This window comes from Roseateles koreensis (assembly GCF_028595305.1).
GTDB lineage: Bacteria > Pseudomonadota > Gammaproteobacteria > Burkholderiales > Burkholderiaceae_C > Paucibacter_A > Paucibacter_A koreensis.
Window position 1 is genome coordinate 15,599 of sequence record NZ_JAQQXS010000006.1, and the last position, 22,771, is coordinate 38,369.

Genomic DNA, 22,771 nt, shown 5'->3' on the forward strand with positions numbered 1-22,771 from the left:
TGAAAAACGCTGTGGTGGTAAAAAGCGATTATAGCGAGGTCAAGCGGGTCACTGGAATTGGGCCGTCACGTGGCGCCCGTCTGCAGGGTTTCCAGCATTGTCAGCACCAGGGCTGCCGTGTCGTCGGGCCGCTCGAAAGGGAAGAGGTGGCTGCCTTCCATCCAATGAAAATTGGACCGGGCAATGGCCTTGGAGGGGCCTGCACCCGCCTGACGCAGTTCTTCCGACTGGGTGCCCGCAATAAATCCGACTGGGCATTGCGGCGGGTGGCGTTTCAGCAGCGGTCCCAGATGGTGCGGCAGGGTGTTGTAGATGCGGGTCTCCACCTCGCGGTGGAACACCATGTGCGTTTTGCCACCGCGTTCTTCAAAGCCGGTGTCGACATAGTCTTGCAGCACCCGCGGGTCCCAACGGGCAAACTTGTGTTTGGAGGCGAAGTGCGCCATGACGTCGGCCCGCGAGGGCCATTCGTGGCGGCGCAGCCGGGAGACTTTTCCCGGAGAAAACCGGTGCATCAAGCGCGCCTTTTTCATCATCTGAACGCTGTGTGCACGCCAGCCCGTGAACACCGGCGAATCTAGCATCAGCAGCCCCTGTGCCAGATCGGGCCGCCGGCAGGCCGCCAGCAGGCTCAGCATGCCGCCCAGGGAGTGGCCAAGCAACATCACCGGGCCGGTTTGCCCGGTTCGTTGCCGCTCGGCAACTTGCACAGTGTGCTCGATGAAATCGATCAACTGGTCACGCAGATGCGGCCAGTTGCTGTTGACCGGAAACCTGGGGTCGTGGCCGAACTGGGGCAGGGCGTAGACCTGCCAGCCCGCCGCGCGCCAGGTGTCGAACAAGACGCGGTAGCACCCCGCACCAAACCCGTTGGCATGCGAGAAAACCAGTGTCTTTGCGAGGAGCGGTGTAGCAGTCATGCGTGGTTGAGTTTTTTGAGCTTGTACAGGAGATCAAGCGCCTCGCGGGGGCTCAAGGCGTCGGGATCGATATCATTCAATGCATCGAGTACAGGGCTGTGTAATTCAGCGCTGGATGTCGCGGGTTCAGGGGGCGTAGCAAACAAATCGATCTGGGCTTCACGGGTGCTGGCCTTGGCTTCTAGTGCTTCCAGTGTGGCGCGAGCCTGACGCACCAGGCTGGCCGGCATGCCGGCCAGGCGCGCCACTTGCACGCCATAGCTGCGGCTGGCTGGCCCGGGTTGGATCTCATGCAAAAACACGATGTTGTCCCCACTCTCAACCGCGCCAACATGGCAATTGATTGCCTGCGGGTGCTGAGTCGGGAATTCAGTGAGTTCGAAATAGTGAGTGGCAAACAGCGTGAAGGCGCGTGTCTTGTCGTGCAGATGGCTGGCAATGGCGCCGGCCAGGGCCAGGCCATCGAAGGTGGAGGTGCCCCGGCCAATTTCGTCCATCAACACCAGCGAATGCTCGGTGGCGCTGTGCAGAATGGCCGCCCCTTCGGTCATCTCCAGCATGAAGGTGGATTGCGCGTTGGCCAGATCGTCCGCGGCGCCAATGCGGGTGTGGATGGCGTCCATGGGGCCCAGGCGGCAACGCGCCGCGGGCACGAATGCCCCCATTGCCGCCAACAAGCTGATCAGGGCCACTTGACGCATGAAGGTACTTTTGCCGCCCATATTGGGGCCGGTGATGACTGCAAAACGGGTGCGAGCGTCGAGTCGGCAATCGTTGGCCATGAATTCGCCCACGCCGGTTTCACGCAAGCGAGCCTCCACCACGGGGTGGCGCCCCGCGCTGATGTCGATGCACGGCAGGTTGATAAATTCGGGGCGGCACCAGTTCAGGCAAGCCGCGCGCTCGGCCAATGCGGCCAGCGCGTCCAAGCTGGCCAGTGCGCGGCCCAATTGCGTCAGCGGCTGCAGCGCGTCAATCAACTGGTCGAGCACGTTTTCATAAAGCATCTTCTCGCGTGCCAGCGAGCGTTCTTGCGCCGACAAAGCCTTGTCTTCGAAGGCCTTCAATTCGGGCGTGATATAGCGCTCCGCATTCTTGAGGGTTTGGCGGCGCTGGTAGTCCAGCGGCACTTTGTCGACCTGGCCTTGCGTGACCTCGATGTAGAAACCGTGCACCCGGTTGAACTGCACCCGCAGATTGGGGATGCCGGTGCGGGCGCGTTCACGCGTTTCTAGATCCAGTAAAAAAGCGTCGCAGTTCTGGCTGATGGCGCGCAGCTCATCCAACTCGGCGTCGAAGCCGGTTGCAATCACGCCACCGTCGCGCACCAGCACGGCGGGCTCGTCGGCAATCGCGCTGACCAGCAGGGTTTCAATCTGCGGTGATGCGCACAGCCCCTCGGCCAGCGCTGTGATCAACTCGCTGCCGGCCGGCAAGGTGCTTTGCAGCGCGGGCAGGGCCTTCAGCGTGGCACGCAGGCCCGCCAACTCGCGCGGGCGCACCTGGCGCAACGCCACACGGGCGGCGATGCGTTCGACATCCGAGACGTGGCGCAAGCTCTCTCGCAGGGGCTCGAAGCCATGGCGGAGAAAGGCGTCGATGGCGTCGTGCCGGAGCAAGGCTTCGCTGCGGTCCCGCTTGGGATTCAGCAGCCAGTGGCGCAATGCGCGGCTGCCCATGCCGGTGCGGCAACTGTCCAGCAACGACAGCAGGGTTGGTGAGGTTTCGCCGCGCAGTGTCAGTACAAGTTCGAGGTTGCGTTGCGTCGCCGGCGGCATGTCGATCAAGTCACCGCTGCGTTGCACCGTCAGGGTTTTGACGTGCGCCAAGGCTCGGCCCTGGGTGTGTTCGGCATAGCTGAGCAAGGCCGCGGCGGCTGCATGTGCAGTTTTGAGCTCTTGCGCATTGAAGCCAGCCAGGCTGGCAACGCCTAATTGCTCGCACAATTTGCGCTGGCCTAGTGTGGTGTCAAACTGCCAGCTTGGCCGGTTGGTGATGGGTGCGCGGGCCGCGAGCACCGCGCTGGGCTGATGTTCACGGTCCACCAGCACCTCGGCCGGGTTCAGGCGGGCGAGCCATGAGGGCACTTCTTTGTCCGCGCATTCGGCCAACCCAAGCCGGCCTTGCGTGAGCGACAGCCATGCCAGGCCATAGGTTTTACCGTGCGCAACAACGGCCATCAGCACGGCGTCTTGCTTGTCTGCCAGCAATTCTGTGTCAGTCACGGTGCCGGGAGTCACCACACGCACCACTTTGCGCTCGACCGGGCCCTTGGCCGTGGCGACATCGCCAACCTGCTCGGCAATCGCCACCGGCACGCCCAGCTTGATCAGCTTGGCCAGGTAGGACTCCAGTGCGCTGACCGGCACGCCGGCCATCACCACCGGTTGGCCAGCGCTTTGGCCGCGCGAGGTCAGGGTGACGTCCAGCAGGGCGTTGGCCTTGCGGGCGTCATCAAAGAAGACTTCGTAAAAATCCCCCATCCGGAAAAAGACCAAATCGTCGGGATGCTCGGCCTTGATGCGCAAGTACTGCTGCATGACGGGCGTGTGGGCGGAGAAGTCCTGGGCTTGGCTCATCTTGAAATAGGGCTGCGGGAAATGAGCAAAGCCCTCATCGGAGGGCTTTGCTTTGGTTTTGCAATGAAGCTTGGGGTCGAGTTTAGTGGGTCTCGTCGCCGTCGGACTTCTTGATGCGCACAGCGGCACGCTTCTTAGGGGCAGTTGCTGCTGCAGCCACCACGGCAGCGCCGTCCTTGCCTTCGGCGGATGCCTCGGCGGCCACGTCTTCATCTTTGATCACGCGGGTATAGGGCGCCAGCAATTGCACCAATTGACCGTAGATCTTGGGGCTGCCCGCCACCACTTCACGCTGCATCAGGAAATCGGACTCGCCGGTGAAGTTGCCCACTAGGCCACCCGCCTCGGTGATGATCAAGGAGCCGGCAGCGACGTCCCAAGGATGCAGGCCGGTCTCAAAAAAGGCGTCGTAGTAGCCGGCAGCCACGTAGCAGAGGTCCAGCGCGGCAGCGCCAGGTCGGCGCAGGCCGGCGCACTCAGTCATCACGGTTTCGAACATCTTCAAATAGCGCTTGAAGTTGTCGCCACGGCGGAAGGGGAAGCCAGTACCGATCAAGGCGTCGCTCATGCGGGTGCGCTTGGAAACACGCAGGCGGCGGTCGTTCATGAAGGCGCCACGGCCCTTGGTGGCGTAGAACAGGTCGTTGCGGGTGGGGTCGTAGACGACGGCTTGTTGCACCACGCCACGGTGCGACAGGGCGATGGACACGCAGTACATCGGCAGGCCGTGGATGAAGTTGGTGGTGCCATCGAGCGGATCGATGATCCAGACGAATTCTGAGGTTTTGTTGCCATGCTCGCGGCCCGACTCTTCGGCGAGGATGCCGTGGTCGGGATAGGCTTGCAGCAGGGTTTCGATGATGATCTGTTCAGCGGCTTGGTCCACCTCGGTCACGAAGTCATTGGGCGACTTGGTGTTGATGCGCAGGATGTCGAGATCCATAGAGGCCCGGTTGATGATGGCACCGGCTGCGCGCGCCGCCTTGATGGCGACATTGAGCATGGGATGAAGAGCGGCTTGTTGCGTCATTCGGAAAAACCTCAAAATTGGACCTGCGACTCGGTCTTGAGTCTGCGGGAGGGAGACTGGCGAAAATAAAGAACGGATCCGTGGCGAGCTCAGGCACTGAAACAGTCAAGCCAGTGGCAAAGCTGCGGATAATCCGCCATTTTAGCTGACTTCAGTGAAAAGTGCGCGTTGATTTCCGAAACGGCCCCGTAGATATGACACGATTTGTACTGATTCAAACCAGCCACCCCGGCAATGTGGGGGCCACGGCGCGGGCCATGAAGGTGATGGGTTTTTCGGAGTTGGTGCTGGTGCGCCCGCGCTTTTCGGACGTGCTGTGCCAGGAGGAAACCGTTGCCATGGCCAGTGGCGCGGCTGATATTTTGGCCCGAGCCCGCATCGTCGATACCTTGGACGAGGCGCTGGACGGCTGCACCTATGCCTGCGCCACGGCCATGACGCCGCGCGACTTTGGCCCGCCGTTGCGTGCGCCGCGCGATCTGTTTGCCGAGTTGGCTGCAGGTGGTGCTATGGGTGCGCACAAGGTCGCCTTGGTGTTCGGCTCCGAGCGCTACGGCATGAGCAATGAGGACGTCTATCGCTGCCACGCGGTGTTGTCGATCCCGACGCATCCCGACTATGGTTCGCTGAATCTGGCTCAGGCGGTTCAACTGCTGGCCTACGACTGGCGTCAGGCCCTGGGAGGCTTCGCGGTGGAGGCCCGCACCGCTGACCCGCAACTGGCTGACATGCCTGCGGTTTCGGGCCTGTTGAAGCACTTGCAGGAGGCGCTTGAGGCGGTGGAATATCTGGACCCCGCTGCCCCTAAAAAGTTGATTCCCCGCCTCAATCAGTTGTTCAACCGTGCGCAGCTCACCGTGGAAGAGGTGCATATCTGGCGTGGTGTTGCACGTGCCATGTTGAAGACCGCCGCCTTGGCGAAGGTCAAAAACGGCGAGCCGGGCGCCGACTGAGGCGGGCCGCTAAACTGGTGGTCGTACCAATTCCCACCCCCCCCACTTCATGTTGCAGTTTCAGCCATTCCGGCGCTTGCGCGAAGACATCGCTTGCATTCTTGAACGTGACCCTGCTGCGCGTTCCGCCTGGGAGGTCTTGACCTGTTATCCGGGCTTGCATGCTTTGATCTTCCATCGCCGGGCGCATTGGTGCTGGACCCATGGCTTGAAATGGCTGGGGCGATTTGTCTCGCATCTGGGGCGTTTCTTCACCGGCATTGAAATTCACCCGGGCGCACAGATTGCCCGCCGCGTCTTCATCGACCATGGCATGGGCGTGGTGATCGGCGAGATGGCTGAAATTGGCGAAGGCTGCACCATTTATCAAGGCGTGACGCTTGGCGGCACGGCGCTGGTGAAAGGCGCCAAACGGCACCCCACGCTGGAGGCGGGTGTCATCGTAGGTGCGCATGCCTGCGTGTTGGGCGGCTTCACGGTGGGGGCCGGGGCCCGCGTGGGCTCGGGCGCCGTGGTGACCAAGCCGGTGCCGCCAGGGGCCACTGCGGTGGGCAATCCGGCGCGCATCATCGAAGCCAAGGCCGATGCCAAGCGCGAAGAGGTGGCCGCACGCATGGGCTTCTCCGCCTATGGTGTGTCGCAAGGCGACGACCCCATTGCGCAGGCCATGCGTGGGCTCATCGACAGTGCTGCTGGGCAAGACCACCAAATTGCGCTGCTGTGGCAGGCGGTGTGCAAGCTGTCCGCCGCTTCGGGCGAAAAAATGGGCGATTGCGTGCCGGCCGATGCGCAGCAAGACGAACAGTTCGACGCAGCGTCATTGAACCGGTTGGTCAAGTAACGCCAGGGGCGCCAAGAGCACCCTCTGACGCATCTGCTCAGGGGCTGGACTGGGGGCGTTGTGCCGACTTGGGGCGGAAGGCTTTGACCATCTCTTCCCGGGTTTCCAGGTAGGGCCCGCCGATCAGGTCCACGCAGTAGGGTACGGCAGCGAAGATGCCGGGCACCAGCGTTTCGCCGTCCGAGCTTTTCAGGCCTTCCAGCGTTTCTGCAATGGCCTTGGGCTGGCCCGGCAGGTTGATGATCAGCGCCTTTGCCCGAATCACCGCCACCTGGCGCGAGAGAATCGCCGTGGGAACAAATCGAAGCGAGATCTGCCGCATCTGTTCGCCGAAACCTGGCATTTCTTTGTCCGCCACGTCCAGGGTGGCTTCGGGCGTCACATCTCGCAGCGCCGGGCCGGTGCCGCCGGTGGTGAGCACCAGGTCGCAGTTCAGCGTGTCGACCAACTCGCGCAGGGTTTGTGCGATCAAGGGCCGCTCATCCGGAATGAGTCGGGCCTCGAATTGGATGGGGTTGCGCAATGCGCGGCCCAGCCAGTCCTGTAGGGCGGGCAAGCCCTTGTCTTCATAGACGCCTGACGAGGCACGGTCGCTGATCGACACGATGCCGATGCGAACCAGCTCATTCATCAGCATCGTCGGTTTCCGCGGCATTTTCTGTGGGGTTGACGCGCAGCTGCTCCGCCTTGATGAACTGGAACAAGTCACGGTAGGCCCGGCCGCTGCGCTGCTCCGGCGCGGCGGTTGCATCCTTGCGGGCGGCGCGCAGGAGGCTGCGCAGTTGCTGCACATCGATGCCGTTATGGTCTTGGATGAACTCTTGCAGGGCGGCGTCGTCTTTGAGCAGGCGTTCACGCCAGGCTTCGCTTTGGTGCAAGGCGAGGCTGTCTTTCGCGTGGCCGAGCTTGTAGGCCGCCACTGCTTGGCGCAGGGGCTCGGGATCGACCCGGCGCATCAGCTTGCCGATGTATTGGATCTGGCGCCGGCGCCCTTCGTGGGCGGTGATCTTTTTGGCTTCCTTGATGGCATCGGCCAAAATCTCGGGCAAATTCAGCGGTGCGATGCGACTGGCGGGCAAGGTCATCAAATCCAAACCCAAAGCCTGCAAGTCGTGCATCTCGCGTTTGAGTTGGCTTTTGCTGGGACGATCATCAAAATCGTCTTCGTCGGTGAATTCTTCTTGTGTTCTCATGATGGGCGGCGCTGCGGGTTGGGGCTCGCTCTGACAAAAGCGGCTGCGGATGCTCGGTGATGGCTCCGCGACCTTATGATTGTCCCCCAGTTCTGACCTTTGTCGCCTTGCCCGCTGCGCGTGCCCCTCCCGGGGACTTGCAAGTGCTGGCGCCAGCCCTCATTCCAAAGCCCATTTTCATGCCCAAGTCTGTTGTGACAACTTCATCTTCACCCGCGTCCATGGCCACCGCATCGGGCAGCGGCTTTGCCTATCAGGGCGAGCAGTTCCAGCAATTGATCGAGGACGTTCTGGCGGAAGCCAAACGAATCGGCGCCAGCGACGCTGGTGCTGAGGTGTCGGAAGGCTGTGGCCTGTCGGTCTCTACCCGCATGGGTGAGTTGGAGAATGTGGAGCGCAACCGCGACAAATCGCTGGGCATCTCGGTGTATGTTGGTCAGCGTCGCGGCAACGCCAGCACCTCTGACTTTTCGCCCAAGGCCCTGCGCGACACCGTGCGTGCGGCCTTCGACATCGCCCGCTTCACCGCAGAAGACCCGGTGGCGGGTTTGCCGGACGCTGACGATCTCTCTTTGGACCCGGCCAGCCGGCCTGAGTTGGATTTGTTCCATCCTTGGGGGATTGACGCCCATGAGGCCGCCGAATTGGCCTTGCGCTGCGAAGCTGCCGCATTCGCCACAGACAAGCGCGTTGCCAACAGCGAGGGCGCAGCGGTGTCAGCGCAGACCTCGCACTTTTTCATGGGCAATAGCCGAGGCTTTCGGGGCGGCTATGCGAGCTCGCGCCACTCCATTTCGGTGGCACCGATTGCTGGCCGTGGTGCGGCCATGCAGCGGGACGCTTGGTACAGCTCGATGCGGGACGCCAACGATCTGGCCTCTCCCGAGGCAGTGGGCCGTTATGCCGCCGAGCGCGCGCTGTCGCGCCTGAAGTCGCGCCGTGTGCCGACCGGCGAGGTGCCGGTGTTGTTTGAAAACTCCGCCGCGGCCGGCTTGCTGGGCGCCTTGGTGCAGGCCACCAGCGGTGGAGCGTTGTACCGTCGTGCCAGCTTTTTGCTGGAAAGCCTGGGCAAGCCTGTGCTCGCCTCGCACATTGACATCGACGAGAACCCGCATGAGCGCAAAGGCAAGGGCAGCTCGCCCTTCGACGATGAAGGCGTGACGACGCGTGCGCGCAAAGTGGTGGATGCCGGTGTGTTGCAAGGTTATTTCCTGTCCACCTATACCGCTCGTAAATTGGGCATGCGTACGACGGGTAACGCCGGCGGTTCGCACAACCTGCGCATGAGCAGCCGCCTGACGGCGCCCGGAGATGATTTGCCCACCATGTTGCGGCGTCTGGGCACGGGCTTCTTTGTCACCGAGCTGATGGGGCAGGGCGTCAATTACGTGACGGGAGACTATTCGCGTGGTGCCAGTGGCTACTGGGTGGAAAACGGCGTTATCGCTTACCCGGTGCATGAGGTGACCATTGCCGGCAACTTGCCAGAGATGTTCCTGAACATCATCGGCATCGGCCGCGATACCTACACCATGGGCGGCAAGACCATTGGTTCGGTGCTGATCAGCCGCATGAAGCTGGCGGGCAGCTGAGGCGGTTTGTGGGGGTTTGCGCGGGTTTGCCCGTGCCGGGCAGGCCGTGGGCTGTCCCTAGAATTGTTGTGTTGATCCGTCATTGATGGGTCCGCTGCCGATCATTTCAGGAGACCCAGATGACCCAGATGGAACGTCGTTCCTTTGTTCGCCAAGCCGGTTTGGCCGGTGTGCTTGCCGCAGGTGCTGCGCCTGCGGTGGTGCATGCCCAGTCGGTGATTCGCTGGCGCCTGGCGTCCAGCTTTCCGAAATCGCTGGACACGCTGTTTGGTGCCTCTGAGTTGTTCGCCAAGAAAGTCAGCGAGCTGAGTGGGGGTAAATTCCAGATCTCGACCCATGCGGCTGGCGAATTGATGCCGCCGGGTCAGGTGGTTGATGGCGTGCAGAGCGGCGCGGTCGAAATCGCCCATACGGCGCCGTATTACTTCTTCGGCAAAGATGAAACCTTTGCCTTGGGCTGCGCCATCCCCTTTGGGCTTAACAGCCGGCAAATGACGGCTTGGATGCTGGAAGGCAATGGCCTGAAGTTGATGCGCGATTTCTACCGCCAGTACAACATCATCAACTTTCTCGGCGGCAACACGGGCGCGCAGATGGGCGGCTGGTTCCGCAAAGAGATCAAGTCGGTGGCGGACATGAAGGGGCTGAAGATGCGCATCGGCGGCTTTGCTGGGCGGATCATTGAGCGCATGGGTTCTGTCCCTTTGAATTTGCCGGGGGGCGAGATTTATTCGGCCCTTGAAAAGGGCACCGTGGACGCGGCCGAATGGGTGGGCCCCTACGACGACCAGAAGCTGGGCTTCAACAAGGTGGCGCCGTTTTATGCCTATCCGGCCTGGTGGGAAGGCGGTCCGCAGGTCGACTTCTTCATCAATACCAAGGCGTATGACGGTTTGTCGTCTGAATACAAGGCCATCATCGAATGTGCCTCAGCAGTGGCGCACGTGGACATGCAGGCCAAGTACGACGCCAAAAATCCGCAGGCCTTGAAGCAACTGGTGGGCTCGGGCACCAAACTATTCCGATTCCCGAAGGATGTGATGGACATCGCCTTCAAAGAGTCGCTGGCGGTTTACAGCGACTTGTCGGCCAAGAACCCGCATTGGAAAAAGGTTTACGAAGATTTTGCGGTCTTCCGCCGCGACCAGAACCTGTGGTTCCGTTTCACTGAAGCCGGTTTTGACGACTTCATGCAATCCCAAAAACTGTAGTCGGCTAAGCAAGACAAAAGGCCCCGCTGCGATGCAGACGGGGCCTTGGTTTTTTTAGGGGAGATCGCGGAATGGTCAGGGCTTGGCCTTGGCGGCGTCTTCTTGCAGTGCGCGCTGCATGGCGGCCATCGGATCCTCTGCGGGGGCTTCGCTGCTTTTACCGGCAGCGGCGGATGCGGCGTTGGAGGCCGGTGATGCCATCTGCCGCATGGCTTCATCGGCATTGCGTTGGCCGTTGTCCTTGCTGTCAGCGCCGTGATGCATGCCTTGCAGCAACTCGGTCGCTTGGTTGAGGTCAACCGCCTTTTCTTTGTCGAGGAACATCGTGACGGATTGCGGAAAGAAAATCACCACAGCCACCAGAATCAGTTGCATCAGCACCCAGGGAATGGCGCCCATATAGATGTCTGAGGACTCCACCTTGCGTGGAATGGCCCCCGTCTTGAACAGCGTGTCGGCAATGCCGCGCAGGTAGAACAGGGCAAAGCCGAAGGGCGGATGCATGAAGCTGGTTTGCATGTTCACGCAAAGCATGACGCCGAACCAGACCAGGTCGATGCCCATTTTTTCGGCAACTGGCCCGAGCAGGGGCAAGATGATGAACGCAATCTCGAAGAAGTCGAGAAAGAAGGCCAGGAAGAAAATGAAGACGTTGACGACGATGAGAAAGCCGATCTGACCGCCCGGAAGATGGCTCAGCAGGTGCTCGATCCACGTGCCGCCCTCAACGCCCTGGAATACCAACGAGAAGGTGCGTGAGCCAATCAAAATAAAGACAACCATGGCCGTGATGCGCATGGTGCCCGCCATGGCTTCTTTTACCAAGGGCCAATTCAGGCGGCCATGCAGCGCGGCCAGGATGAAGGCGCCCACGGCGCCCATGGCACCGGCTTCCGTGGGGGTGCACACCGCCGTATCGATGCCCGGTAAGCCGCCCATGCTGCCCAGCACGGCAAAGATCAACACGGCGGATGGGATGATGCCACGCAGGCATTTGGCCCACAGCGCCCAGCCTTGTAGGCTGCGTGCCGTTTTGGGCACGCCGGGCAGGGCGTCGGGTTTGAGACGTGTCAGCACATAGGTGTACAGCGCGAAGATCAGCACCTGCAGAATCGACGGCCCCCAGGCCGCCTTGTACATATCGCCCACCGAGCGCCCGAGTTGGTCCGCCAGGACCACCAGCACCAGCGACGGAGGCACTAGCTGCGTGATGGTGCCCGAGGCCGCGAGCACCCCCGTGGCATAGCGCATGTCGTAGCCGTAGCGCATCATCACCGGCAGCGAAATCATGGCCATGGCGATCACCTGGCCGGCCACGGTGCCCGTGATCGCGCCGAGAATGAAGCCCACGATGATGACGGAGTAGCCCAAGCCGCCCCGCGCCGGGCCAAACAACTGACCCATGGAGTCCAGCATGTCTTCGGCCAAGCCGCAGCGCTCCAGCAGCGCGCCCATCAAGGTGAAGAAGGGGATGGCCAGCAAGAGGTCATTCGACAAGATGCCGAAGACGTTCTGCGGCAGAGTACTCATGAACTCAGGCGGAAACCAGCCTTGAGAAATGGCAAAAAATCCGCACGCCAGCCCCAGGGTGGCCAATGAGAAGGCAACCGGGAAGCCGATCAATAAAACGAGGATCAAGCCGGCAAACATCAGCGGCGGGAAGTTCTCCATCGCCATCATTGCAGCGGCCTTTCGTAATCCACATCCAATTTCATGGCGCCCAAGACGTGATTGAGCCAGGCGATTCGTTTGACCACTTCGCCCACGCCCTGCAGAAAGACGAGGCCAAATCCCAAGGGCAGCATCAACGCTGCTGGCCACCGGATCAGGCCGCCGGCGTTGGCAGAGACTTCACCGCTGCTCAGTAATTTCCACGCATACGGCCAAAATCCGAGGCTGGCCACGCTGTCGCCTGGCGACATGCCGGTGTTCAACTTGAGCAAAAAAAGGTCGGCTGACAGCCAAGTGAAATACGCCATGGCCGGGAGCAGAAGAATCAACAAACCCAGCAGATCGAGCCAAACCTTGCCGCGCCCGCTCAAACGGCTGTAGAGCAGGTCGACCCGCACGTGCTCGTTCATCTTGAGCACCTGGGCGGCGCCCAGCATCACGCAGGCGGAGAACAAATACCACTGGATTTCAGTGAAAGCGTTGGAGCTGTAGTCGAAGGCGTAGCGCACCACTGCGTTGGCCGCGCTGATCAGGCAGGAGAGCAAGACGGCCCAGTTGGCGAGGCGACCAAAGCGGGCACTGAGGTGATCCAGCCCCGCAACGAGGGCGAGAAGGGCTTTCATGAGGGGTCTCTGAGATGCAGTCAATGTTCAGTCAATGAATACGGGCGCGTGGCGCCCGGCGCCTCACTGTAACGAGGCCACAGAGGCCAGCACCCACAAAGAGCGAAGCTTCAGGGAAAGCCCTGATGAATTCAAAGTGCAGTCGCGGCGGCGTACAGCCGGGCAGCGCGTGCACCCGAGCGGCAAAACGCCAAAATAGGTTTGGGCAAGCTGTCCAGCAAGTCGCGGAAGGCCTGGATTTCTTCGGGCGACTGGTAGGCGCCTTGCACCGGCAGGTGGCGGTAGACCAAACCTGCAGTTTCAGCGGCGTGGGCGATCAGGGCGCTGGTCGGCTGATCAGCACCGCCCTCGAAATCAGGGCGGTTGTTGATCACGCTCTTGAAGCCCGCGGCTTGGGCTTGTTGTATGTCTTCCGGCAGCAACTGCGGCGCTACGCTGAAGTCTGGGGTCAGGGCTTGGAAGGGCAGGCTCATGGTGCGCTCCTTGTCAATGCGGCCGGGGCGGCGCATCGGGGGGGTAGGGATGGGCGATGGATGAGGGAGGGGCGCTTATTGCGCCAAAGCTAGTTTGACCGCGCCGGAGACCAGGCCCATATCGGCCTTGCCCGCCAATTGCGCCTTGACGGCGGCCATCACGCGGCCCATGTCGGCGGGGCCTTTGGCGCCCAGTTCGGTGACGATGGCGCGCACCGCGGCGTTGATCTCGTCGGCCGACATGCGCTGGGGCAGATAGGCTTCCAGAATGATCAACTCAGCCGCTTCCTTGTCGGCCAGGTCCTGACGGGCGCCTGCAATGAATTGGGCGATCGAATCCTTGCGCTGCTTGACCAGCTTGTCGACGATGGCAATCAGGGCCACGTCGTCAACAACCACGCGCTCGTCCACTTCCTTTTGCTTCACCGCAGCCAGCAGGCCACGGATGGTGGTCAACTTGTCGGCCTCTTTGGCGCGCATGGCGTTTTTCATGTCTTCGGTGATGCGGTCTTTCAAGCTCATGGCGTGTCCTGGAGAGTTCGGTGAATGGAATTGGAAGGATGAAAAAGCAAAAGCCCGCGACAGCGTCCTGTGCGGGCTTTTGATCGGAGCTCACTGAAAGCCCACTGTCGGCAAAGAGGGTCTCGCAACCTTCTTTGCGCGCTGTGCTGAGATCAGTACAGCTTCTTGGGCAGTTGCATGCTGCGCACGCGCTTGTAGTGACGCTTGACGGCGGCAGCCTTCTTGCGTTTACGCTCAGCCGTGGGCTTCTCGTAAAACTCGCGGGCGCGCAGGTCGGTCAGCAGACCCAGTTTTTCGATAGTGCGCTTGAAACGGCGCAGAGCCACATCAAACGGCTCGTTCTCTTTGACGCGAATCGTGGTCATGAAAAGGTAGTTCCTTCAAGTTGCGCTCGGTGTTCGCCAGTCACTTTTCGAAACATTGAACTATGTTTCGATGCAGTGTCTGAAACGGCTTATCCGGAAATCCGCCTCAGCACCGATGGTGAAATGAAATTCATTCACTCAGTCAACGGTGGCGAATCGACGCGCAGGGTTTGCCAGCAAAGACGAAGATTATAGCCCGATTTTTCACCAATTCATAACTTTGCTTCAATCGACCGCGCGCAGGCGGCAGCGCTGGCCCATGCCCACTGGAAGTTGTAGCCCCCCAGCCAGCCTGTGACGTCCATCACCTCGCCAATGAAATGCAGGCCAGGGATGCGTTTGCTCTCCATGTTTTGCGAGTTGAGTTCGCGGGTGTCCACACCGCCCCGCATGACCTCGGCCTTGCGCCAACCTTCGCTGCCATTGGGCGTCAGTTGCCACGCCTGCAACTGCTGGGCGAGTTGCTGCAAGTCCTTGTCTTTGCACTCCGGCATGGGGCGCTGGCTGGGCAAACCCAATCGTTCCAGCCAGGCCTGCGCCAGGCGTTGCGGGAACAAGCCGCCCAACACATTGCCCAATTGCCGTTTGGAGTCGCTCTTCGCGGCTTGAAGCATGGTTGCCAGATCGGCGTCTGGCGAGAGGTTGATCTGCAAAGGCTGGCCGTCTTGCCAGTAGCTTGAAATCTGCAGAATGGCCGGGCCACTCAGGCCGCGATGCGTGAACAAGAGATCTTCGACAAATCGACCTTGCGTCTTGCCTTTGCCTGTGCTGACGATGACCGGCAGTGACAAGCCCGACAGCGTAGCAAAAGGTGCCCAGTCCTGGGCATCAAAAGTCAGTGGAACCAATGCGGCACGGGGCGTGACGATCTTGTGCCCAAACCGCTGCGCAAGCCGAAGGCCCCAATCGCTGGCCCCGATCTTGGGAATTGACAAGCCACCCGTGGCCACCACAAGGCGGCTGCATTGAAGCGGGCCGCGGGAGGTCTCGACAGTAAAGCCGCCGCCATCCCGCTCGGGTTGTTGAATGTCGGTCACGGTACAGGGCTGCCAGTGTTGCACACCGCCCTGTGCGCATTCGTCCAGCAGCATGCGGATGATCTGCTCGGCGGAGTCGTCGCAAAACAACTGGCCTTTGTGTTTTTCGTGGAAGCTGATGCCGTGCTTTTGCACCAGGGCGATGAAGTCCTGAGGCGTGTAACGGGCCAATGCGGATCGGCAAAAATTGGGGTTGTCCGACAGAAAGTTGGTGGGGCCTGCATCTCGGTTGGTGAAGTTGCAGCGCCCCCCGCCGGAAATCCGGATTTTCTCCGCCACTTTGTCGGCATGGTCGATGACAAGAACGCGAAGGCCGCGCTGTCCGGCCATACCTGCGCACAACAAGCCGGCCGCACCGGCGCCGACGACGATCAAATCAAATTGCATGGAGGAGATGTACTTTGGAATTGGGTTTGCACTGCCCGCGGGACCGGGACGGGTCGAAGGAATTGGTACACACCCGTGCAGATTGCACGTTAGCTGGCTTGGCAGCGGATGGCTGCGTGGGGTGAATTGTGGTTCAGGTGCTGCCGGAATCGAGTCTCTTCGAAAGTTTTTGTATTCCCAGGGGAAACGAGAGGCTCGGTTCGATCATGTTGATACCAATCTAGGGGGAAAATAGGCTTAGCTGTCCTTGTCCTCTTGATTTGACGAGGAGATGCCATCTACATTCGCGTCAGCGCAGTGAGATTCTGGCAAGTGGGCCTGTAATGATCCGTGGTTCGGCCTTGCAAAGGTTGAGTTGTCCGCGGGACCACTCGGTGAAGGACTTGAGAGGCTGCGTCAGGGATTCAGGCTTGACATGGTTTTAATGAGGATTCATGGACATTTCTGTCACTCCGCACGACGAAAAAATACCTCAGCCTGGAGACTTGCCGGACTGGTTGCTTGGGCACGCTGATCAGGTGCCTGCGCTTGCCACTCAGTGGATGAGCCTGATTGAGCCTTTGAACAGTTTTGTGGCGATCAAGTCACTTGCAACTGGGCGTTATGTTTTTGCCAGTGCGGGTCTGCGGGCGATATTTTCCAGGCCATCTTTGGTGGGCTGTCTCGACAATGATTTGATGCGCGCCGAGGATGTGGTGGCGCTGCGCCGTGTCGAGCAATCTGTCATGGCGCAGCAGGCTGTTGTAGTCAGCGAGCATCGCTTGGAGTTGGCCGGGCGCCGGCGTGAATTCACGGTGGTTCGCGCTGCGTTGGGTAAAGATTTTTTGCTCTCAGCTTGGCACGAGCGGACCGAAGAGCGACATCGTGAGTCTCATTTGCAGCGCGCCTTGCAGCAAATTGAGCAGCAACAAAAAAACATTGAGCAAATGCGCCGTGAGTTGCAGCAGGGCAGCGGGCGTGATGAGGTGTCGGGCCTTTATTTGCGTGCACAGTTTGATGACCAGTTGCTGCGGGAAATTGACTTGTCGACGCGAGAGCACCGCGAATTTGCGCTGGTTTATATTTCCCTGGACCCCTTGCCGGTCAGTGCACAGCAGTTGGGGGCTCAAGCTACCGAGCGTCTGTTGGAAGGGATGGGGCGCATGTTGCGTGCCAATACCCGGGCGATGGACGCCGCATGTCGTATCGGGGAAACGCAGTTCGCTGTCCTGCTGTCGGGCGTGGGGCTGGCCACGGCTCACGCACGCATGGAGCAACTGCGGCGCCAATGCGCAACGCAGATCATCGTCATGAACGGCTATGACATGGGGCTGTCTCTCTCGATGGGCGTGTCGAGTTTTCCTCACACAGCCACCAACCAAGAGGAGCTTCAGCGGGCCAGTGACGCAGCAGTGCTAGAGGCGCGGCGGCGCGGTGGTAATCAGGTCGTGCTCGCGTCAATTCCTTTTGTTGTCTGAGCGGGGACTTGCCGCTATAAGTGCAGATGCAACTGCACCCGAACTTTATCCGGGCGTGTCCGGCGCGGCAGTCGGCAACTGAAGAATCTCCAGCACGGCAGCCCATTCTTCCTCGGTCACGGGCGTGATTGAAAGCCGGTTGCCGGCTTGGAGCACCCGCATGCCAGTTAGCGCAGGTGCGGTGCGCATTTCAGCCAAATTCAATAAACGCGTTTTGCGCAAGAAGCGCACATCGACATGCAGCCATCTCGGATTCTCGGGGCTGGATTTAGGGTCGAAGTAGGGGCTTTGTGCGTTGAATTGCGTGGCATCGACATAGGCGGCGCTGGCCACCTCGGCCAGACCTGCAATCCCAGGTTGCGGACAGGACGAATGGTAGAAAAGCACGCCGTCGCCTGGGTGCATGGCGTCGCGCATGAAATTTCGAGCCTGGTAGTTGCGCACGCCAATCCAAGGCACGGTCTGCATTGGGGCTTGCGCCAAATCGTCAATCGAGCACTCACTGGGCTCGGATTTCATCAACCAGAGTTTCAATGCGTTCGAGGTTGGCGTTGAAGGAATGAGGTGTCCACCGCGAGGTCGTGAACCGCATTCCTGAACCGGGGGTTCAGGGGGGCGAGGTCAGCCAAGCTTCGGGTTCATCTGACGCGAGATGATCACACCTGCAGAGGCTATGTTCCAAGCCCGAGCTCAATGAGCATTGGTTCAAGGAAATAATAAGCTCACGCAAAATGCGGTGGACAGGGCAGATTCTAAGGCCTGCCGAGCCCACTGTTTGAAGATTCAGAGCAAATGCCCATCATGTCCGAGGGCTTCATCAAGCCGTTGCATGAGCCCTGCGAGATCGGGGAGATCGGCGGTCTGTGATGCGGCCAACACATCATTCGCCTTTGCGACGGGTGCTGGCACTGCCGCAGCTAGGGTCGAACCCTCGGCCAACTGATAAGCCAGGTTCAGGGCAGCCAGCACTGCAATGCGCTCACGGGCTTTAACGCGCCCGCCATCGCGGATGGCACACATTTCTTTGTCCACTTGGCTGACCGCTTGGCCCAGCGCCGCTTCACCGCCTTCTGGGCAGCCCAGCAAATAGCTTTGTCCCATGATGGTGACTTCCATTTGCTTCATGTTCAGGGATTCTTTCCGGATTCGTTATCGACGGGCAAGCGCTCCAGCAGTGCGTCAATGCGCGCGCGCGCCGCGTTCAAGCGCGAACGCAGGCTGTCCCGCTCCTGCCCCAGTTGTTGCACCTGTTCTTGCAGCAGGGCATTGGTGCGTTTGAGTTCATCGTGTCGCAGCAGCAAACGCTCAACGCGTTCCAATAAATCGGTCAGGCTTGGCATGGCGTCCCGGAGCTTTCTAGTCAATTGCCGATTGTAGGCGGCGGCCGTGGTCGCAGTCGTTGGCCACGTTGCAGACGCTGCACAAGGGCTGCCTCGCCTTGCAGACATAGCGGCCATGGAGAATCAGCCAATGGTGGGCGTCAACCATGAATTCAGGCGGAATGCGCTTCAGCAAGCCCATCTCGACCGCCAGAGGCGTTTTGCCCGGGGCCAAACCTGTACGGTTGCTGACTCTGAACAGATGGGTGTCCACCGCCATCGTGGGCTCGCCGAATGCTACGTTGAGCACCACATTGGCGGTCTTGCGGCCCACCCCCGGCAAGGCCTCCAGCGCGGCTCTGCTGCGTGGAACCTGGCCTTGATGCTGGTCGATCAAAATCTGGCAGGTCGCCAAAAGATGCCTGGCCTTGCTGTGGTAGAGGCCGATGGTGCGAATCTGCTCGCTCAAGCCCGCCAAGCCCAGCGCAAGAATTTTTTGAGGAGTGTTGGCGATGGGGAACAAGCGCCGCGTGGCCTTGTTGACGCCCACGTCGGTGGCTTGCGCGGACAAGAGCACGGCCGTCAACAATTCGAAAACGCTGGCATATTCCAACTCTGTCTGCGGGCTCGGATTGGCTGCGCGCAGGATTTCAAAAAAGTTTTGGATCTGCAAGCTGTTCATGGTTCAGCATTCTCCACTGCCTTGGCGTGGCAAAAGCTCAGGCATGATGACGCCCGTTGCGCAGCGGCTTCACGCGAGTGCAATTTTTGTGATCGACGGTGGCCAATAGATCGCCAACGTCGGTCAGCCAGGGACTTTTTCCAAAGCCAGCAGCTTTGTTGTTGTCTACGGCTCAAACGCGGCGTTCAACCCAATCCAGCATCTGACCCAATCAAGTAATTAGTTATGAATACGCCCCACAAGACGCATCTGACGGCAAAGCACTGGCTTGGGTTGCTGGGCCTGCTCCTGGTTTTGCGTCTGCTGTCATTGGGTGCCATGCCACTGACGGACCACACAGAAGCGCGTTACGCTGAAATTGCACGCCTGATGGTGGTGCAGGGCGACTGGATCAGTCCGCACATCACGCCCGATGAGGTGTTCTGGGCGAAACCTCCCTTGTCTACCTGGACGCAGGCTGCGGCCATGGCAGCCCTGGGCGTCAGCGAGTGGGCGGCTCGTTTGCCTGCGGTGGCGTGGAGTCTGTTGAGTCTGTGGGCTTTGGCGTGGATGTTGCGCGTGAGTTTGTCGGCCTTGCAGGTGTCTGTGGCCTTGGTGGCTTTGGTGTTGAGCCCCTTGTTTTTCATCAGCGCCGGTGCGGTGATGACCGACGCCACCTTGGGGGCCTGTGTGATGCTGGTGCAGGCGGCGTGGTGGCGGGTCTTGCAAAGCGAGGGGGCGGCGCGCACCAAATACGCCCGTGTTCTGGCACTTGGCATGGCCTTGGCGCTCTTGACCAAGGGACCCGCGGCGGCCGTGCTGGCCTTGTTGCCGATCTTGCTGCACGCGGGTTGGCGGCGGCACTGGCCGGTGGTGCTCAGCGTATTGCGCGACCCGTCCGTCTGGTTGATTTGCCTGGGCTTGTCTCTGCCTTGGTATGTGGTGGCTGAAATCAAGACGCCAGGGTTTTTGCAGTATTTCGTGCTGGGCGAACATGTGATGCGTTTCCTGCAGCCCGGCTGGACGGGCGACCGCTACGGGTTTGCGCACGCCCAACCGCGCGGCATTATTTGGGCGTTTACGGTGGTGGCGGCCTTGCCGGCGGTGGTGGTCATGCTGCTGCGTTTGGCAGGCTTGCGCTGGGGGCAGGGACGAGGCGCGGTGCAACGGCAGTTGGTGGCCTCGGGTGGCACTGAGTTGGCCAGTTATGCGGTGTGCATCGTGCTGGCGCCCTTGCTCTTGTTCAGCTTTGCCCGCAATCTCATTTTTACCTATGCCATGACAGCCTTGCCGGGCTTGGCCATTCTGGCGGTCCAAGTATTTTCTGAGCGCACGTTTGAGCACATCAAGGCCGGGGCCATCGCGGGTGTGCTGGGCTTGGTTTTTGCGTGGGCCTTCTTGATCAAGCTGCCTGAAATCGGGCGCCAGCACTCCGATCTGCCACTGATTCAGGCCTACGAGGCGGCGTGCCCTGCGCAAGATTGCCGCCTGAGCTATGTCAGAAAGCCGCCGTACTCTGCGTATTTCTACACCGCCGGGCGTCTGTATGCTGGCATGCCCGGTCAGCCCGGTGCGCCGGCCTTTGTCGTGCAGCCCTTTGCCAAAAATTCTTCGCCACCCATTGCTGCGCTGGCTTGCAACAAGGAACAATGTCTGCTGCGCGACGAAAGCGCTGCGACTAACTCACGCTGATGCCGATGCATTCGACTTATACGCCCCCACTCCATAGCACCCGTTCTCATGCGATGGCCTTGCCACCCATGCCTGCGTTTTCGCCCGAGGAGCGCGCGCAGCCAGGTTTGTTGTCAGTCGTGCTGCCGGCCTTCAATGAAGCCGCCAATCTGGCCTGGCTGTTGCCTGAGCTGACTCGGCAGTTGGCCGGTGTGGCGAGGCAGCTCGAACTGCTGGTCGTGGACGACGGCAGCAAAGATGACACCGTGCTGTTGGTTCACAGCTTGATTCAGCAAGGCCTGCCGGTGCGGCTTTTGCGCCTGTCCCGCAACTTCGGCAAAGAAGCTGCGCTGACGGCCGGGTTGGATGCCGCAGAGGGTGACGTCGTGTTGACGATGGACTCTGACGGGCAACACCCTATCGCCACGGTGATGCAAATGCTGCCCGCCTGGCGAGAAGGCTTTGACGTGGTGTACGGCGTGCAAACCGGGCGGCGTGAGTCGCAGTCGGCGGCCCGGCGCGGGTATACCAAGTTTTTCTATTGGCTGATGCAACGCGATTCGCGCTTTGAATTGCCATCGGATGCCGGCGATTTCAGACTGCTCGACCGCCGCGTCGTGCTGGCCTTGCGCAGTTTGCCCGAGCGTGCCCGCTACATGAAGGGCTTGTTCGCTTGGGTGGGTTTCAAGTCGAAGGCCATTGAATTTGTGCCTGACGCGCGGGCACATGGCGAGACCACGTTCGACTTCATGCGCCTGATGTCGCTGGCCGTGGTGGGGCTGACGGCGTTCAGCAAAGTGCCGCTGCGCATGGTGTCGATGCTGGGCTTTGTGGTGTCGATCGCCTCGGGCGTTTTCGGTTGTTGGATCATTTTGGAGAAGGCGCTGTTCGGCAATCCGATCTCTGGTTTCGCCACCTTGGCGGCGTCGATCACCTTCCTGGCAGGTGTGCAGTTATTGTGTCTGGGCATCATTGCTGAATACCTTGGCCGGGTATTTGACGAGGTGAAACAGCGCCCCCTGTATCTCGTGCAGGAATTGACTCCCCCGTTGGACGCACCGGAGGAAGTTTGAACTCCTTGCTTTGGTTTGGCCTGGTGGGCGCCAGCGCTGCGGCGGTCCACTTTATGGTTGTTTGGTTGCTGGTATCGCAATGGCAGGTGGCAGCGTTGGCGGCCAATGTGCTTGGATTTTTGCTCGCGTTCTGGGTGAGCTTTGTGGGGCATCACCGTTTGAGCTTCGCGGCGCAGCAGGCCACTGTGCGGACCTCTTTGCCGCGGTTTGCCTTGGTGGCAAGTCTTGGCTTTGTCAGCAATGAGTTGCTCTACGCACTCTTGCTGAGTTGGGGAATGGAATATCGTTTGGCCTTGTTCGCGGTGCTGGTGGCGGTTGCGGTGATGACGTTTGTGTTGAGCCGGTTCTGGGCCTTTCGAGCCCGGTCGTCGCTGCCGTGAAACGCATTCAGATTTGCGCCGACGACTACGGCTTCGACGATGCGGTCAGCCGGGGCATTCTCGATTGCATCGATGCCGGGCGCATCAGCGCGACCAGTTGCATGGTGCTGTCACCCGTTTGGGCCGATTGGGCGGGCGCCCTGCGCGAGCGCAGCGGTGCGGCAGACTATGGCTTGCATCTCGATATCAACGAGTTTGCCGACTATGCGCCGGGGCAAGGCTTGTCCGCATGGATCCGCCAGGGCTATTTCAGACAGTTGGATCGATCGCAACTGCGCAGTTGGATCGCGACGCAACTGGATGCTTTTGAAGCACAAATGAAGCGTGCACCCGACTACGTTGACGGCCACCAGCACGTGCATCAACTGCCACAGTTGAGAGAAGAATTATTGCGCGCGGTGACTCAGCGTTATGGGCCGCGTTGTGCGGTTCGGTCGACGCAAACCCGGGTTTGGCGTGGCAGCAAGGCGGCTGTGATTGCGGCCTTGGGCTCCGCGGCATTGCGACGGGGTGCGCGCAAGGCAGGTTTGCGTGCCAACCGTGACTTTGCAGGTGTTTATGGTTTTGAGGCGACAGCCTCCTTCAGTGAACTGGCTGCTGGCTGGCTGGCGTCACTGCCAGATGGTGGCTTGATGATGACGCACCCCGGCCAAAACGGTGCCACGCAAACCCGCCATGATCCGATTCGAGCTGCACGGGTGCGTGAGTGGCAATTCTGGATGGGCGAAGAGGCTGGCGAGCTGCTGGCCAGCCTGGGTGTGCAGTTGGGCATGAGCGAGGACTGGCCGCTGGCTTGATTGGAGCCGCCTGCGT

Annotated in this window: 24 protein-coding genes; 9 read left to right on the plus strand and 15 right to left on the minus strand. The window is 60.6% G+C overall.

Features of this window, described 5'->3' with window-relative positions:
* Positions 1-65 precede the first annotated feature (65 nt).
* The 3 genes from PRZ01_RS07765 to PRZ01_RS07775 form a co-directional block, all read right to left on the minus strand.
* A complete protein-coding gene (locus PRZ01_RS07765) occupies positions 66-920 on the minus strand; it encodes an alpha/beta fold hydrolase (RefSeq protein ID WP_273596206.1) in 855 nt (284 codons plus the stop codon).
* Positions 917-3,499, minus strand: coding sequence for a DNA mismatch repair protein MutS (gene mutS / locus PRZ01_RS07770; RefSeq protein WP_273596207.1), 2,583 nt, complete (start codon positions 3,497-3,499; stop codon positions 917-919). Before mutS ends, PRZ01_RS07765 begins: the two co-directional genes overlap by 4 nt.
* An 82-nt stretch (positions 3,500-3,581) precedes the next feature.
* Positions 3,582-4,529, minus strand: coding sequence for an inositol monophosphatase family protein (locus PRZ01_RS07775; RefSeq protein ID WP_273596208.1), 948 nt, complete (start codon positions 4,527-4,529; stop codon positions 3,582-3,584).
* A gap of 194 nt (positions 4,530-4,723) precedes the next feature.
* On the opposite strand from PRZ01_RS07775, the gene PRZ01_RS07780 reads away from it, so the two are divergent.
* Together PRZ01_RS07780 and cysE are read left to right on the plus strand one after the other, a co-directional pair.
* Positions 4,724-5,482: an RNA methyltransferase gene (locus tag PRZ01_RS07780; RefSeq protein WP_273596209.1), complete on the plus strand. Its 759-nt coding sequence runs from the start codon at positions 4,724-4,726 to the stop codon at positions 5,480-5,482.
* Between the two features lie 49 nt (positions 5,483-5,531).
* Complete coding sequence (gene cysE, locus PRZ01_RS07785; protein WP_273596210.1) at positions 5,532-6,323, plus strand: serine O-acetyltransferase; 792 nt, start codon at positions 5,532-5,534, stop codon at positions 6,321-6,323.
* 37 nt (positions 6,324-6,360) lie between these two features.
* Here the strand turns inward: cysE and mog are convergent, their stop codons facing one another.
* On the minus strand, positions 6,361-6,960 hold the full coding sequence (mog, locus tag PRZ01_RS07790; RefSeq protein WP_409993821.1) for a molybdopterin adenylyltransferase: 600 nt from the start codon (positions 6,958-6,960) through the stop codon (positions 6,361-6,363).
* On the minus strand, positions 6,947-7,516 hold the full coding sequence (yjgA, locus tag PRZ01_RS07795) for a ribosome biogenesis factor YjgA (RefSeq protein ID WP_273596211.1): 570 nt from the start codon (positions 7,514-7,516) through the stop codon (positions 6,947-6,949). The genes mog and yjgA overlap by 14 nt, the downstream gene beginning before the upstream one ends.
* Positions 7,517-7,695: 179 nt before the next feature.
* Here yjgA and pmbA point away from each other — a divergent pair, with 179 nt between their 5' ends.
* Together pmbA and PRZ01_RS07805 are read left to right on the plus strand one after the other, a co-directional pair.
* Positions 7,696-9,108 (plus strand): metalloprotease PmbA, encoded by a 1,413-nt coding sequence (gene pmbA / locus PRZ01_RS07800; protein WP_409993822.1) that lies wholly within the window; start codon positions 7,696-7,698, stop codon positions 9,106-9,108.
* Positions 9,109-9,236: 128 nt separating this feature from the next.
* The gene (locus PRZ01_RS07805) at positions 9,237-10,319 is read left to right on the plus strand and encodes a TRAP transporter substrate-binding protein (protein ID WP_273596420.1); all 1,083 of its coding nucleotides are present in this window, start codon (positions 9,237-9,239) and stop codon (positions 10,317-10,319) included.
* Positions 10,320-10,394: 75 nt separating this feature from the next.
* Here PRZ01_RS07805 and PRZ01_RS07810 read toward each other — a convergent pair whose 3' ends face one another.
* The 6 genes from PRZ01_RS07810 to PRZ01_RS07835 form a co-directional block, all read right to left on the minus strand.
* Positions 10,395-11,996 (minus strand): TRAP transporter large permease, encoded by a 1,602-nt coding sequence (locus PRZ01_RS07810; protein WP_273596421.1) that lies wholly within the window; start codon positions 11,994-11,996, stop codon positions 10,395-10,397.
* Positions 11,996-12,613, minus strand: coding sequence for a TRAP transporter small permease subunit (locus tag PRZ01_RS07815; protein WP_273596212.1), 618 nt, complete (start codon positions 12,611-12,613; stop codon positions 11,996-11,998). Before PRZ01_RS07815 ends, PRZ01_RS07810 begins: the two co-directional genes overlap by 1 nt.
* 131 nt (positions 12,614-12,744) lie before the next feature.
* On the minus strand, positions 12,745-13,086 hold the full coding sequence (locus PRZ01_RS07820; RefSeq protein WP_273596213.1) for a protein tyrosine phosphatase family protein: 342 nt from the start codon (positions 13,084-13,086) through the stop codon (positions 12,745-12,747).
* 75 nt (positions 13,087-13,161) lie between these two features.
* On the minus strand, positions 13,162-13,608 hold the full coding sequence (locus PRZ01_RS07825; RefSeq protein ID WP_273596214.1) for a GatB/YqeY domain-containing protein: 447 nt from the start codon (positions 13,606-13,608) through the stop codon (positions 13,162-13,164).
* A 152-nt stretch (positions 13,609-13,760) separates the two neighbouring features.
* Positions 13,761-13,973, minus strand: coding sequence for a 30S ribosomal protein S21 (rpsU, locus tag PRZ01_RS07830; RefSeq protein ID WP_007833691.1), 213 nt, complete (start codon positions 13,971-13,973; stop codon positions 13,761-13,763).
* 212 nt (positions 13,974-14,185) lie between these two features.
* Positions 14,186-15,397, minus strand: a complete 1,212-nt coding sequence (locus tag PRZ01_RS07835; RefSeq protein WP_273596215.1) for a BaiN/RdsA family NAD(P)/FAD-dependent oxidoreductase — start codon at positions 15,395-15,397, stop codon at positions 14,186-14,188.
* A 434-nt stretch (positions 15,398-15,831) separates the two neighbouring features.
* On the opposite strand from PRZ01_RS07835, the gene PRZ01_RS07840 reads away from it, so the two are divergent.
* Positions 15,832-16,854 carry a GGDEF domain-containing protein gene (locus PRZ01_RS07840; RefSeq protein ID WP_273596216.1) on the plus strand — a complete coding sequence of 341 codons (1,023 nt, stop codon included), beginning with the start codon at positions 15,832-15,834 and terminating at the stop codon, positions 16,852-16,854.
* Positions 16,855-16,899: 45 nt separating this feature from the next.
* On the opposite strand, the gene PRZ01_RS07845 is transcribed toward PRZ01_RS07840, so the two are convergent.
* From PRZ01_RS07845 to nth, 4 genes are all read right to left on the minus strand, one after another.
* Positions 16,900-17,373 (minus strand): EVE domain-containing protein, encoded by a 474-nt coding sequence (locus PRZ01_RS07845; RefSeq protein WP_273596217.1) that lies wholly within the window; start codon positions 17,371-17,373, stop codon positions 16,900-16,902.
* A gap of 264 nt (positions 17,374-17,637) precedes the next feature.
* Positions 17,638-17,979 carry a cell division protein ZapA gene (locus PRZ01_RS07850; protein ID WP_273596218.1) on the minus strand — a complete coding sequence of 114 codons (342 nt, stop codon included), beginning with the start codon at positions 17,977-17,979 and terminating at the stop codon, positions 17,638-17,640.
* 2 nt (positions 17,980-17,981) lie between these two features.
* Positions 17,982-18,194 (minus strand): cell division protein ZapB, encoded by a 213-nt coding sequence (gene zapB, locus PRZ01_RS07855; RefSeq protein WP_273596219.1) that lies wholly within the window; start codon positions 18,192-18,194, stop codon positions 17,982-17,984.
* A gap of 16 nt (positions 18,195-18,210) precedes the next feature.
* Positions 18,211-18,855, minus strand: a complete 645-nt coding sequence (gene nth / locus PRZ01_RS07860; protein ID WP_273596220.1) for an endonuclease III — start codon at positions 18,853-18,855, stop codon at positions 18,211-18,213.
* Positions 18,856-19,080: 225 nt separating this feature from the next.
* Here nth and PRZ01_RS07865 point away from each other — a divergent pair, with 225 nt between their 5' ends.
* The 4 genes from PRZ01_RS07865 to PRZ01_RS07880 all read left to right on the plus strand — a co-directional run bounded on the left by PRZ01_RS07865 (position 19,081) and on the right by PRZ01_RS07880 (position 22,755).
* On the plus strand, positions 19,081-20,526 hold the full coding sequence (locus PRZ01_RS07865; protein ID WP_273596221.1) for an ArnT family glycosyltransferase: 1,446 nt from the start codon (positions 19,081-19,083) through the stop codon (positions 20,524-20,526).
* A gap of 68 nt (positions 20,527-20,594) precedes the next feature.
* Positions 20,595-21,578 carry a glycosyltransferase family 2 protein gene (locus PRZ01_RS07870; protein ID WP_273596222.1) on the plus strand — a complete coding sequence of 328 codons (984 nt, stop codon included), beginning with the start codon at positions 20,595-20,597 and terminating at the stop codon, positions 21,576-21,578.
* Positions 21,575-21,958 (plus strand): GtrA family protein, encoded by a 384-nt coding sequence (locus PRZ01_RS07875; protein ID WP_273596223.1) that lies wholly within the window; start codon positions 21,575-21,577, stop codon positions 21,956-21,958. Before PRZ01_RS07870 ends, PRZ01_RS07875 begins: the two co-directional genes overlap by 4 nt.
* Entirely contained in the window at positions 21,955-22,755 is an 801-nt protein-coding gene (locus PRZ01_RS07880) for a ChbG/HpnK family deacetylase (protein WP_273596224.1), read from the plus strand. Before PRZ01_RS07875 ends, PRZ01_RS07880 begins: the two co-directional genes overlap by 4 nt.
* The last annotated feature ends 16 nt before the right edge of the window (positions 22,756-22,771 follow it).